Origin of the sequence: Motilimonas cestriensis (assembly GCF_021295315.1) — a bacterium.
Taxonomy (GTDB): domain Bacteria; phylum Pseudomonadota; class Gammaproteobacteria; order Enterobacterales; family CBDFNC01; genus Motilimonas; species Motilimonas cestriensis.
Map to the genome: position 1 here is coordinate 39013 of NZ_JAIMJA010000022.1, position 14232 is coordinate 53244.

The window sequence follows — 14232 nt, forward strand, 5'->3', positions numbered from 1 at the left end:
TCCTTCTGTGTTCCTTGTTTTACGCGCTGCAAATCACGCGCAGCGCTCGGCGGACTTTATAGCGGTGCCCTTTAGTAACCTGATTCTTCCGGTTTGTCGCAAGTGCATTTTACTCAGAATCAAACGCCTTGAATACATTCAAATGACACACTTCAAATTGTGTAACCTTGTAAAAATGAACTACACTCAAAACTGGTCTCTTCATAGTCAATTTATGATGTTTTGCTATGTGTTTTAGCCACTAAAATTTGAATAAACATAAAGGCATAACGTATGCGAGAAGAGGAAATTACGTCAGAACAGTTGCTCAAACAATTTCAAATTACCGAAGAAGATCTGTCATTAATAAAAGAGTTCGGTCTCCTAGGGAAAGCTGATGTAGCGATACTCATCAAAGACTTTTATATTTGGCTGGAAAACCAGTCTTGGTACGACCAGTACTTTTCGAGTGGCGTTCCAAGTGCTGTTAAAACGTTACAAAGTGATTACTGGAAGCGATTTCTCGAAGGTTGTGTTGACGAACAGTATGTTAAACAACGCGTCACGGTCGGCAACGTACACGCAAGAATAAATTTACCGGTAACGGCCTATTTAGCCGGTATGAATTTCGCCCATTGTTGGTTCTCTACGGTTGCTCAGAAGTCGACAAAAAACCTGACAAAGTGCATCGACTTATTGAACGCAATCAGCAAATTGATTCAACTCGACTGCAATATCGTTATGCATGTCTACTCATTACAAAGCTTGGATACCATTCGAAAACAAGGCGAAATTACAAGTCAGATTGTAAACGAAACAACGCGGGTTATCCGGGCCGCTGCCGAGGGAAACTTCAGTACTGTATACGCCAAACAGGACGATTCCGATGTACTGGAAGCCCCCATTAATCAAATGATCAATAATCTAAAGCAGTTTAATGAGGAGAACCAGAAAGACAAGTGGTTGAAAAATGGAATTGCGGAGTTGTCACTGAACCTAAGGGGCGGTTTATCGATTTCACAAATGGCAGACAATGCCATTGAATTTATTGCCAACTATCTAAATGCCCAAGTTGGGGTCCTGTATGTGACCGAAAAAGGTATTTCTTCCTTAGCGGCCAGCTACGCTTTCATAAAGCGAAAAAACCTCAACACTACATTTAAGCCTGGCGAAGGTATCGTTGGCCAGGCAATGAAAGAAAAAAAGACAATCTTACTCACCGATGTTCCCAGTGATTATATTTCTATTAACAGTGGTTTAGGTGAATCTGCGCCGGGTAACATCATCGTTCAACCACTTGTATACCAAAACGAAGTAAAAGGCGTGATTGAACTGGGTTCATTCACTGGCTTTGAGGAAAGTCATCTTTCCTTCTTAGGCATTGTAAGTGAGTCAATAGCGGTTTCCATAAACTCAGCTCAAGATCAGGAGGTCATGCATCAGCTGCTTATTGAAGCCCAACAAACATCGTCGAAACTGCAATTACAGCAAGATGAATTAGAGTCTGCTAATCAGACTCTAGAAGAACAAGCTCAAGCTTTGAAACAGTCTGAAGAGGAACTTACCCTACAAAGAGACATGTTAGAAGCATCGAATAGTGAACTTAAATCAAAAACAATAGATCTGGAGAAACAAAGATCAGAAGTAGAATTGGCCACAGAAGAATTACAGAAGAAGGCAGATCAATTAGCAACGGCAAGTAAGTACAAGTCTGAATTTCTTGCCAATATGTCGCATGAGCTCAGGACGCCGTTGAACAGCTTACTCCTGCTGTCTGAAACGATGATGATGGATTACCATAAAAATTTAAACGCAGAGCAAATTGAAGATTTAAAAATTATACACAGCGGTGGTAAGTCTCTTTTGAATCTTATTAATGACATTCTGGATTTATCGAAAATTGAAGCTGGTAAAATGACGATATCTCCGGAAAATGTGGATTTGGAGCGTTTGATAACTGGCTTAGAAACTCAATTTAAAGCAATCGCAAAAGAAAAGAATTTAGCCTTTAAAATTAGTATGGGAAACCTCCGAGATGTCACGATTCATACTGACGTCAAGCGGCTAGAGCAAATATTGAGGAATTTTCTCTCTAATGCATTCAAATTTACGGTTGAAGGAGAAATCGAGTTAAGCGTAAACCGATCGTATTTAAACGCGTTAAACGGATTTTGTGTCACATTTTCTGTTAAAGATACTGGTATCGGCATTGATCCAAAAAACCAGTCTTTGATATTTCAAACCTTCCAACAAATTGATGGCTCGACTGCCAGAAACTATTCTGGCACCGGCCTTGGGCTGGCGATATCTAAGGAACTGGCAACGTTACTCGGGGGTTCAATAGACGTTAAAAGCTCAGTCGGTCAAGGTAGTGAGTTCCAGTGCCATTTACCTTGCAAAGTTCAATCCAGCAACCTGATTTCTAAGGCTACTCAAAGTCAACAAGTAAACTCCACCTCTCCCTATAGTGAAAGCAGTGAGGTTCTATCTACGAGTCTAGCTACTGAAAAACAGCCAGATAATCCGTATGTGTTGATTGTTGAGTCTGACCAATCACTCGCGGACGTGATTTCCACCGATATCAAAAAATTAGGGTTCGACACTAAAGTCACACAAACTGGAAATCAGGCTATTTCGTTGATAAATGAAAATTTGCCCAGTGCCGTTGTGCTTGATTTAAACGTGTCGGAAATGGATGGATTAGAATTTCTGGTTGCAATAAAAGCCGCGCCAAAAACGATTTCGCTTCCAATACATATTTTCTCCAGCGGGCCGGGAAAATCCGAAACATTTAAGAAATGCGCTATTGAAATCTTTCAAAACGAAGATGCATCACAGTCTCTACTCCCGACTCTTTCCAGATTTCAAAGTATTCTTAAAAAACGGTTGAAGACAGCCCTTATCGTCAATGACAGCGGCTTTAAAACTGAGGCATTGGAATCGGAACTAAAGGAGAACGGTTTCGAGCTGGTATTAGCTGAAAGTGAATCGAATGCATTGGAAGCTTTAAATAACTCAGCAGCCGATTTCTGCATTTTAAATGTTGGAGAAAGCACTTCAAATGGGGCTAGCGTTCTCGATAATATCGCAAGTGGTAAAATATCAAATTCTCCACCACTTATTCTGTATACCTCCGACGAAAGTCAGACAGAGTACAACAGACTGTCTGAGTTTAGTCAGTATGTCGGGTTAAGCTATGAGTTCGATCCCGATAATCTACCAACAGAAATCGAGAATTTTCTTGTCAGCCATAGCGTACCGAAGGAGCCCCAAAAACAGCCGACTAATCAGACCCCTGCTAGCTCTTCCAATACGGACCTAGCAGGTATAAGTATATTAATTGTTGATGATGATATTCGTAATGTTTATGCCATCAGTAAAATACTGAGAAAGCAAGGGATGAACGTATCATTAGCGGACAACGGTAAACTGGCTATAGTTAAGTTATTGGAAGATAACAATATAGACGTTGTACTTATGGACATAATGATGCCCGTTATGGATGGCTATGAGGCGATGATCGAAATTCGTTCTAAGGTATCAGACAATATTCCGATCATTGCACTTACTGCGAAAGCGATGGCAGCTGATCGCGAAAAGTGCATAGAAGCCGGAGCTAATGATTACATGTCTAAACCCGTAGAAATCCATAATCTGCTGGCAATGTTAAAACTTTGGTGTTTTCGATAGGGGAAACCATGGGCATTTTAGATATACAAAGTTTGAACGACGTTGAGACTATCATAAACATCATTGTAAAAAATAACGGGATAGTATTTTTTACACAGCAGCTTTGTTATGAATAGATTTAAAAGCAGTAACGATTTAATTGTCAGCAAAAATGTTCTAATTATTTTAATAGGAAGCTTAAAGTAAAAGAGGTTTGGTTTTTTGACACCTTGGATCCTGAAGGTTACTGATATTGGAAGCCAGACAATATCGATTATTCAGTATCTAAAATGTATTTTAACCGTATCGAAAGCTCCAGCAACGCGTTCCGTAAAGCAGCCGAATCGTCGCTAATTGTTAATTAAGTATGAGATATTACTATGGCAACTCACTCATCAGCTCACCATGACGCACAGTTAAACGTTCCCCCTAAGATACTTGTTGTCGATGATATTCCTGAAAATCATCGGGCGTTCGGCGCTGTACTAAATCACCTGAATGCACAGATATTCAATGCCAGTTCCGGCAAAGATGCGGTGGCCTTGACGTTGAGGCATCATTTCGCGGTAATTCTACTTGATGTCATGATGCCGGATATGGATGGCTATGAAACGGCCGAAATCATAAGGGTAAATGAAGACAACATGGCCACACCAATCATATTTATAACGGCCTTGGATAGATCTGAAGAATTCGAAAAGAAGGGGTATGAAACTGGCGCAGTAGATTACCTGTTTAAGCCGGTTAGTCCAAATAAACTCGCGGGGAAAATCAGCGTTTTTGTCGAGTTAGAGACACAAAGGATAAAAATTAAACAGAATTTATCGGTCATTGATCAACTCAGAAAACGGAATGAACTGATTCTGAAATCAGTTGGTGAAGGCATTATAGGGCTGAACAAAGTTGGAGAAGTGTCGTTTTCTAATCCTGCGGCACAGGTAATGCTGGAGTATTCAGAACCGGAGCTGGAGAAATTAAATTTTGTCGAGGTTGCCTGCCATTCTAATACCGATAATCTGTTAATTGGATGGGAAGACAGTGAAATTTACAAGTCATGTATGCAGGGAAATAGCTTTCACGCGCACATCGAGGTTTTCTTTAAAAAAAGCAAAATACCTTTTCCAGTCGAGTATCTGGCAACGCCAATCCAGAGCGCAAACACTGACAATGTACTTGGGTTCGTAATTGCGTTTATGGACATTACAGCAAGACAAAAAACGGAGGAGGAGTTAGTCAGGTTGGCTCAAATTGATACATTAACGGGTTTATATAATCGATATTCATTCAGTCGGCAACTGAGCAAAACCATTTCAAACAGTCTCAGACAGAAACAAAGTATTGCTCTTTTATTTATTGATCTCGATAGATTTAAACAGATTAATGACACGTTGGGTCACGAAACGGGTGATCATGTATTGAAGGAATCATCCAAAAGACTATCAGCATGTCTGCGCGATGGCGACACTTTATGCCGTATTGGTGGAGACGAGTTTGCTGTTATTGTCGAGAATATTAGCAGTGGTATAAGTGTTGCACAGATCGCCGATAAAATCCTAGAGGAACTTAAACGGCCTTTTCACCTATTTGGCCACGAAATTCATCTGAGCGCGAGTATTGGGATAGCAGTTTGCCCAATGTCCGCTATTTCTGCCGATCCATTATTACGTTGTGCTGACATGGCCATGTACAAAGCTAAACAAGCAGGGAAAAATGCCTATCAGTTCTTTACGGATGAGATGCAAAATGAAGTGGCTAGTGAACTAGCACTGGAAAATGCCCTTAGGATTGCGGTCAAAAAAAATGAATTTCAATTGTATTTTCAACCTAAAGTCCACGCCAAGACTCACCAAGTATTAGGAACTGAGGCTCTGATAAGATGGGCCAGTCCTTCAGAAGGCTTTCTTTCACCAGATGTGTTTATTCCAAAAGCGGAAGAGATGGGACTTATCCATCCTATTGGTACGTGGGTCCTTGAACAAGGAACGAAGATGCTGAAAGAATGGCAAGACAAAGGGTATGTTAACGAGCGGCACACTATCGCTATTAATTTGTCTATGCGACAGCTTATGCATAAGGATTTAATAGACATAATCAGCAATGTATTAAAGAAATCTAAATTAGCGCCTGAGTGCCTAGAACTTGAAATCACTGAAAGCATTATGATGGTAAATTCGGTTCAAACAATATCAATTTTGAATGCAATTAGTGAGTTAGGGGTTAAGATAGCCATTGATGATTTCGGTACTGGCTACTCATCTTTGAGTTACCTCCGCCTACTTCCAATTCATACCATCAAAGTCGACCGTTCTTTTGTCCAAGTAATTGGTATTGATAATGGGGATGCTATTGTTAAAACCATTATCAGTCTCGGTAATAATTTAGGCCTCACTATTGTAGCGGAGGGCGCAGAATCACCGGAACAAGTTACTTTTTTAACAGAAAACAATGTCGATCTGATTCAGGGTTTTTACTTCAGCAAACCATTACCGCTTGAAGAGTATATAAAGTATCTGAAAGTCGATCGGTAGGCTTGGTGAATTTAGTCCGATAGATAATACAAACTCTCCAACCCGATGCTTTTAGTTGGTCGACGACGACCGTCTGACGAGATAGGAAGCAGAACTCGATTATTCTCCCAGAGCACACTCTTGATTTTGTTGCGCTGTTTATCGGCAGTCTCGCCGCCAACCTTCAAAAATCTGCATACTGCTGCCGATTTTAAGCAATTTGCCAACCGGGTTCGTGAACTAACGGGCGGTATTCCGATTGGCTTTAAGTTAAGTGCTAACCATATCGAAGAAGACATTCAATTTGCATTGGATGCCAGTGCCGACTATATCATTTTAGATGGTCGCGGTGGCGGCACGGGTGCGGCGCCAGCAATGTTTCGCGATCATATTAGTGTGCCGACGATCCCGGCTTTAGCGAGGGCGCGTCGATATTTAGACCAGCAAGGCGCGAGCGGTCGTGTGACGCTCATTATCACGGGTGGTTTACGGGTGCCGATGGATTTTGTCAAAGCCATGGCATTGGGGGCGGATGGGGTGGCCATCGCTAATAGTGCCATGCAATCCATTGGCTGTGTGGCTGCCCGAATTTGTAATACTAATAATTGCCCAGCGGGCATTGCTACGCAAAAAGCAGACTTACGACAAAGGCTGAATGTTGAAACAGCATCAAGCCAACTAAAAAACTTCTTCGATGCCTCAGTGGCCCTAATGCAAGTGATGTCTCGTGCATGCGGCCATGATGCGCTTAGTAAGTTTAACCAACATGATCTGGCTACTTGGGATCGTAACATGTCATTACTGTCGGGTATTAAGTATTCTGGTTTTGAAAAGTGATAAGCTCCCAAAAAATACTAGCCTACGGCAACCGCCTTAGGCTTTCTATTTGAATGTTAGTTTGCTTTGCCCCTCCATTGTGATGAATAAATTAAGTATATGATTTTAATATTTTTATCTCAATAACCACATTTTTATCACGGTTTTGTTCTGATTAAAGCGCGATGATTGCCTTGTAAATTATTTATCAAGGGAATGAGGTATGAAACATAAACTAACGTTGTTAAGTTGTGCTGTATTGTTAGCTGCTTGTGGCGGTGGCGGTGGCGGTGGCGGTAACAGTAACGTGGATATCGCTGCGGCGAGTGCCGATCTGATGTACACCGAAATTACCAGCACGCAAATGAGTTCAGACAATGCCGATATAATGCCTATTATTAATCGCGTTAAAGATTATGACTTAGTGAGCTTGGGTGAGCCTTCTCACAATGGCTCTGTATTGCATTTTATTAAAAGTCGCATTTTAAAAGGGCTGCATCAAGAAGGAAAGCTAGACCTTATTGTATTTGAAGCCGGTTTTTATGATGGGCTGGTGGCTTGGGAGCAATACTTAAAGGGTAAACAACCATTAATAGAAGCTATTACAGGGCCTCATGCAAATTTCATGTATATGCAACGTCACAGTAAAGGCGTATCGCAAATCATTGATTATATTAACGATCTTGACCAAGTTAATGCACCGTTGATTTTGGCTGGGTTTGATTCGAGGATAAATAGTGATCCCGCGTGCGTAGTTAAAGATGGGGAAACCACCAGTATCATGTTACAGGAGCTTGATCGTTATTTAGTTGCTAATAACTTATCAGTAGAAAGTATCATGGACATTTATACTATCGCACCAGTGATGATGTGCTCATGGCACAACCCGGATGTGACCTACAACCATAATCAAGCTTTACATCAACAACTCATGTCTGCCCTAGTCGCCCTTGAAAAGGTACTTGAACAACAAGCTAAACTGGAAGTCATCCCGGAGTATGATCCGACAACACCAAGAAATTTTCGCCAATATGCCAGTTTTTGGCTGCAAGTCGTTAAAGGTATGCAAGGGCACGCCCAAATGCAGGTCAATGATTTAGATTATGCTAAGGCTGATGTTCGCTCTGCAGATAACTTACGTTGGCTTCGAGATGTCTGGTTTAAGACTCGCGGACAGACTGCTATCTGGTCGCACAATATTCATATTACTAAAGTTGAGCACACGGTGCCGCAAGCACTGGTAAAACAGCAACCTGAATTGACTAGTTATGTAATGGGCGTGATAGATAATGGCGGCATGTATGCGCCTTACGTTCCGCAATATGAAACTTGGGCAGAGGATGCATTTGCTATAAGTCGTGATAAAGACACGGTCAACTATTTGCTAGGCTCTGCAGGGATCCCCAATGCGTTCATAGACTTCAATGAAACGAACAGTTCAAACCTGATATTTTCTGGCAAGTTTAAATTAGCTTTTCACGGTGGGGCTGCGCAATATGTTACACCTGCGGAGATCATGGATGGCATGCTCTTTATTCCAGTAGAAGAAGCAACTGTTTCTCGTTACTGAAGTGGGACACAGCGAGGTAAAGCAATAAAGAAGCGCCCAACAGGGCGCCGCTTTGGGTTAAATTAAATGCGTTTTTTATTCAAATTCAACCAGTTTTTTCTCAAAATCGGCATGTTGCGCTTTAACCACTTCGTTAGGCTCAGCAGTGGCTAAACTTACGCCAATAATGGCCAGTGTTGAAAAGATAACCCCAGGAACAATCTCGTATACGTCAAACCAACCACCAGTAAGTTGTTTCCATATCACGATCGTTACCCCGCCAATGATGATCCCTGCCAACGCACCATTACGGTTCATGCGACGCCAGTACAAACTTAACACCAGTGCAGGACCAAATGCCGCGCCAAAACCTGCCCAAGCATAAGAGACTAAACCTAATACTGAACTATCGGGAGACATGGCTAAAGCCAGTGCAATTAAAGAGATAAGGATCACCGCGAAGCGGCCAACTTTAACAATCTCTTCAGTAGACGCATTTTGTTTAACCACTTGTTTGTAAAAGTCTTCAGCCAATGCAGAAGAAGAAACCAGTAATTGTGAATCCGCGGTACTCATGATGGCCGCTAAAATTGCGGCGAGTAAAATGCCTGCAATCACCGGATGGAACATGGCGTTAACCAGTATCATGAATATTTTTTCGCCATCAGCTAGCTCAATGGTGCCTGAATTAACATACACCAAGCCCACTAGTCCCACGAGCATCGCACCAGTCATTGAAAGGGCTGTCCAAATCACCGCAATACGACGTGCCACAACAAGATCTTTGTTAGTGCGGGTGGCTTGGAAACGCGCCAAAATATGCGGTTGACCAAAATAACCTAAGCCCCAAGCTGCCAAAGAGATGATAGCAATGGCACTGAGAGGTTCGCCTTTGACGTCATTCCACAAAGTGAGCAATTCTGGATTGATGGCGGACAAGTCATTGGATAGTTGGCCAAAGCCCCCATCTAATGCAGCAATGGGGACAATAAGTAGTGCTGCTGACATCAACAAGCCTTGCACTAAATCGGTCCAAGATACGGCTAAAAAGCCACCAAACAAGGTATAGGACACCACGCAAGCCGTGCCAATAATGACGGCAATGCTGTAATCTAAACCGAAAACGGTTTCAAACAATTTCCCACCTGCTACTAAGCCTGAACTGGTGTAGAACAAGAAAAACAGCAATATGAAAAAAGCAGAAATGGTTTGAATCAGCTTCGATGTATCATTAAAGCGACGCGAAAAGAAATCGGGCAACGTGATTGAGTCAGTCGTAATACTGTAAGTGCGCAAGCGCTTGGCATTCACCAGCCAGTTAGCCCATGTGCCGAGTAACAGACCACCTGCTAGCCAAAATGCTTCAACACCGGCGGCATAGGCGTAACCGGGTAAGCCCAATAACAGCCAGCCACTCATGTCAGACGCACCAGCAGAGAGCGCGGCAGGCCAAGGGCCTAAACTGCGGCCGCCTAAGAAGTAATCACTTGAGTTTGATGTGCGCATATAGGCTATTGCACCTATGGCTAGCATCATTATCAGGTAGGCGATAAAGGTTGCCGTGATTGCAAAACTATTTTCTATCATTCGATAGTCCTCATTATGGTTAGTTGCTTTCCGTGCCCCAAGAACTCAATTTCAAACAGCTTGGTGTAAACCTCTGTTTTAAAAATCATACTTGGGCATTTACTCAGGCAGTTTAATTACGCCCGAGTAACCAAGAAAACTAGTGGGCAGCGCTACCAAGCTCAAGCAAGGTTGCATTGCCGCCCACCGCGGTTATGTTGATAGTGCGCGTGCGCTCAGTAATAAAGCGTAGCGCCAAGAGTGGATCGTGAGCGAGGGACATCGCTGGCAGATCCGTTTCGGATACTAAGCCGACGATAACACCGTCGCGCTTAGCCAGTTGCAAGTTGAGGCTTAATTCAACCTGTGATGATCCTATGTAACCCGCACTGCGAATATCACAACCTAGTAAAACCGGATAGGCGTCGAAAGCGATAATGTGCAGTAAATGCGCAGGTAATTGAGCTTGCTGCATGGCATTGTTAACAGCGTTATTAAATGTAATATCGTCACTGCATAGCAGTACAGCATTGCCAGCCAACAGGGTAGCACTGAGCATCGCCATCATACTTTGCTGAGCTTGCTGGTAATGGTCGGTATTGTCTAAAATGAGCAGGGCAACACCGCGCCCAGCGGTATATAGCTCATTGGTTTCACCCGTTGGGCCGATTAAGCGATGAGGCTGGGCTAACCATTTTTTACCTTGTTCAAGGTGAAATTGACAAACCTTAGCCAAGGTTGCGTTACCTTGCTGTAAAGCTGCACTAAAAGCCTGTAGTTGCGACAACTTATGGTCAAATGGGGCTAAATTCCATTGCTCCCAAGCTTGCTGGGCATCGGTAAAACGTGTCACGTGATTGATCATGATATTGCTCCTTATGCCTTGGTTGCGCTAATGGTCTGCTCGGTTAATGAGGCTGATGATACCGCCTGCTCAGTGACGTGTTGCTCAGTGAAGCGGTACAAATAATGTGGCCCACCTGCTTTTGGTCCGGTGCCTGATAAGCCTTGTCCACCGAAGGGCTGCACGCCAACCACCGCGCCAACTTGATCGCGGTTGATGTAGCAGTTGCCAACGCGCGCGTGTTGCTCAATCCAGCGGTAGGTGGTTTCGTTACGGCTGTGTATCCCCATGGTTAAACCAAAGCCAGTTTGATTGATCCGTTCAACCACTTGAGCCAGCTCGCTGGCTTTAAAGCGCACTATGTGCAGTATCGGACCGAAATGCTCTTGGGTTAAGCAACTGATATCGTCAATTTCAAAGGCCGTTGGTGGCACAAAGTCGCCTTCAGCGCAGGCCCTACTTAGTGGTAGCTGGGCAACTTTACGCTGGGTTTGGCTCATGTGCTCAATGTGAGTTAGCAGTTTTTGCTTGGCGTTGCTATCAATTACTGGACCAACGTCAGTTTGATGTAAATAGGGCAGGCCAACATTGAGCTCTTCCATGGCTCCTTTGATCAGCGTAATGACGCGCTCAGCAATGTCTTGTTGTATAAATAGTACGCGCAGCGCGGAGCAGCGCTGACCGGCGGAAGCAAATGCACTGCGGATCACATCACGTACCACTTGCTCTGGTAGCGCGGTACTGTCGACGATCATGGCATTTTGGCCACCCGTTTCAGCAATAAATGGCACTGGCTTCGCGGTGCGACTGGCAAGGGTGATATTAATGCGCTGGGCGGTTGGAGTAGAGCCAGTAAATGCCACGCCAGCAATAGCGGGGTGACTAGTAAGGGCATGACCGATATCTGTTCCGCGCCCCGGTAGGTATTGAATGACGCCCGCAGGAAAGCCAGCCTCGGCCATTAAGTCAACAGCGCGCGCGGCAATTAAACTGGTTTGTTCCGCGGGTTTGGCAACCACGGTATTACCCGCTACTAATGCCGCACTGATTTGACCAAGGAAGATAGCCAAAGGGAAGTTCCATGGGCTAATACAAACAAATACCCCGCGACCTTGACGGGTGCTGGTACGGGTAACGCCATCAAAACTTGTTAAGGTTTGCGGTGTTAGCTGCTGAGCTTGTTTGGCGTAGTAACGGCAAAAATCGACGGCTTCGCGCACTTCATCGATACTGTCGTGAATGGTTTTACCGGCTTCTTGATGGCACAGAGCAGTAAACTCTGCCAAATGTTGTTCCAATAAGTCTGCCAGTTTTTCCAACATGGCTGCTTTTTCAGTCACTGGCGTCTGCTGCCAAGCTGGAAAGGCGGCTTCTGCTCCGGTGATGGCGGCGGTCACATGCGCTTGGCTGGCAAAGGCGACGCTACCGACTTGAATGCGACGATCATAAGGAGCGGTAATGGTTTCAATATGAACGTCATTGGCTTGGAATAAGTCATCAAACAGTGCCACACCATTAATGACTGGCCCTGCCGTCCATTGCTTGCTGAGTAAGTGATGGACTTGAGACTCAAATGGCTGAGCTTCACTGATAATATCGACATTGATACCCAGTGAATTGACGCGCTCAGGGAACACTTGTCCGGGTAACGGGATCTGGGTGTTATTGAAGCTGTCATAGCTCATCAGCATATCTACCGGATGTTGCGTTAACGTCTCTATGGGACAGCGCGCATCCACTAAACGGTGAACAAAAGAGCTATTGGCGCCGTTTTCGAGTAATCGGCGCACTAAGTAAGGCAGTAAATCTTTATGGCTACCAACAGGAGCATAAATTCGCACTGATTGCTGATAAGCCGCCATCACGTGGTTATAAAGTGCTTCGCCCATGCCGTGTAAACGCTGAAATTCAAAATCTTTATGCTGGGCCATGACCGCAATAGCGCTGACGGTTTGCGCGTTATGGCTGGCAAATTGTGGAAAAATATTACCGCGTACGGGATCGCTTAACAAAAATCGAGCACAGGCTAAATAGGCTACATCGGTTGCTTCTTTGCGAGTGTAAACGGGGTAGTTGGCATAGCCCGCTTGTTGTGACCATTTTATTTCACTGTCCCAGTATGCTCCTTTGACTAACCGCAACGGGATCAAATCCCCTTGCTCTTTAGCTAACGCGTTAAGCCAAACTAAAGCTGGTAAGGCGCGTTTGGAATAGGCTTGGATAACTAAACCAAATTTACCCCAGCCCTTGACTACATCACTGCGATAAAGTTTTTCAAATAGTTGCAGTGACAGCTCTAACCGATCGGCTTCTTCGGCATCGATGGTGATCGCAACATCACACTCAACGGCGCGGCGCAGTAATTGGCTAAGGGTTTTATAAAGTTCAGTTAATACCCGAGCTTTATTTGCTACTTCATAGCGTGGATGCAGCGCCGACAGTTTTATGGACACCGATGGTGCAGGGCTGGTGTTACTACCGTATTGCTCTTTGCCAACGGCTTCAATGGCGGTTAAATAATCTTGATAGTATTTCTTAGCGTCTGCACTGGTTAACGCTGCCTCTCCAAGCATATCAAATGAGTAGGTGAAGCCTTTGTCGCGCATTGGGCGGCCTTTCTGTTGCGCTTCATCAATGTTGCGGCCACGCACAAATTGATGGCCCATTACTTTCATGGCCTGATGCATGGCTTGTCGGATCACCGGCTCTGACAGTTTGTTAACCAATTTATTAAGTGCTTGAGTGGGACTTTGTGGCGCGGGGCTGCCAAGGCCAATGACTTTGCCTGTTAGCATTAAGCCCCAAGTTGAAGCGTTAACAAAAACCGAGTCTGAATGGGCCAAATGTGATTGCCAATCAGCAACGCTAAGTTTGTCTTTAATCAACGCATCGGCAGTGGTAGAGTCGGGAATACGCATTAAGGCCTCGGCCAAACACATGAGTAAAATGCCTTCTTGGGTGTCTAAGCTGTATTCCAGTAGCAGAGCATCAATCATTTGGATTGCGTTTTTATCGGCGCGAATAGCTTTGATGAGCTGGCTGGTTTTATCGGCGATTTGCGCTTTTTCTGCGGCCGAAGGGGTTGCTAAGGGTAACAGCTCAGTTAGCCATTGGGTTTCATCCACCATATATAATGGCGAAATCAGCGACCAAAGTTGGTCAAGAGGTTGCTCATGAAACGCTGCTTTTAACACATCCGTGGCAGTAAACATGCCTTCTCCTTTGATTTCACTATCGACTCGTTTAATAAACAAGCCGAGAAAATTACAATGGCTGTCAGTGTATTTTGGGTGGCAGAGTAT

6 protein-coding genes and 1 pseudogene are annotated in these 14232 nt (G+C 44.1%); 4 read left to right on the forward strand and 3 right to left on the reverse strand.

What is annotated here, in order from left to right:
• The first annotated feature begins 273 nt into the window (after nucleotides 1–273).
• The 4 genes and pseudogenes from K6Y31_RS17850 to K6Y31_RS17865 all read left to right on the forward strand — a co-directional run bounded on the left by K6Y31_RS17850 (nucleotide 274) and on the right by K6Y31_RS17865 (nucleotide 8541).
• Entirely contained in the window at nucleotides 274–3669 is a 3396-nt protein-coding gene (locus K6Y31_RS17850; protein WP_233054281.1) for a response regulator, read from the forward strand.
• A gap of 359 nt (nucleotides 3670–4028) precedes the next feature.
• Entirely contained in the window at nucleotides 4029–6176 is a 2148-nt protein-coding gene (locus K6Y31_RS17855) for an EAL domain-containing protein (protein ID WP_233054282.1), read from the forward strand.
• A 144-nt stretch (nucleotides 6177–6320) separates the two neighbouring features.
• Nucleotides 6321–6992 (forward strand): annotated as a pseudogene (locus K6Y31_RS17860) (FMN-binding glutamate synthase family protein); the annotation flags it as partial.
• A gap of 202 nt (nucleotides 6993–7194) precedes the next feature.
• A complete protein-coding gene (locus K6Y31_RS17865; protein ID WP_233054283.1) occupies nucleotides 7195–8541 on the forward strand; it encodes an erythromycin esterase family protein in 1347 nt (448 codons plus the stop codon).
• A gap of 75 nt (nucleotides 8542–8616) precedes the next feature.
• Here K6Y31_RS17865 and putP read toward each other — a convergent pair whose 3' ends face one another.
• From putP to putA, 3 genes are all read right to left on the reverse strand, one after another.
• A complete protein-coding gene (gene putP, locus K6Y31_RS17870) occupies nucleotides 8617–10107 on the reverse strand; it encodes a sodium/proline symporter PutP (protein ID WP_233054284.1) in 1491 nt (496 codons plus the stop codon).
• A gap of 139 nt (nucleotides 10108–10246) precedes the next feature.
• Nucleotides 10247–10951 (reverse strand): hypothetical protein, encoded by a 705-nt coding sequence (locus K6Y31_RS17875; protein ID WP_233054285.1) that lies wholly within the window; start codon nucleotides 10949–10951, stop codon nucleotides 10247–10249.
• A gap of 11 nt (nucleotides 10952–10962) precedes the next feature.
• A complete protein-coding gene (putA, locus tag K6Y31_RS17880) occupies nucleotides 10963–14142 on the reverse strand; it encodes a bifunctional proline dehydrogenase/L-glutamate gamma-semialdehyde dehydrogenase PutA (RefSeq protein ID WP_233054286.1) in 3180 nt (1059 codons plus the stop codon).
• Nucleotides 14143–14232 lie beyond the last annotated feature (90 nt).

Bases quoted from the DNA above. Each gene is read 5' to 3' on its own strand.
- putA (WP_233054286.1), bottom strand. From the start codon at position 14,142: ATGTTTACTGCCACGGATGTGTTAAAAGCAGCGTTTCATGAGCAACCT.
- K6Y31_RS17865 (WP_233054283.1), top strand. From the start codon at position 7,195: ATGAAACATAAACTAACGTTGTTAAGTTGTGCTGTATTGTTAGCTGCT.
- putP (WP_233054284.1), bottom strand. From the start codon at position 10,107: ATGATAGAAAATAGTTTTGCAATCACGGCAACCTTTATCGCCTACCTG.
- K6Y31_RS17875 (WP_233054285.1), bottom strand. From the start codon at position 10,951: ATGATCAATCACGTGACACGTTTTACCGATGCCCAGCAAGCTTGGGAG.
- K6Y31_RS17855 (WP_233054282.1), top strand. From the start codon at position 4,029: ATGGCAACTCACTCATCAGCTCACCATGACGCACAGTTAAACGTTCCC.
- K6Y31_RS17850 (WP_233054281.1), top strand. From the start codon at position 274: ATGCGAGAAGAGGAAATTACGTCAGAACAGTTGCTCAAACAATTTCAA.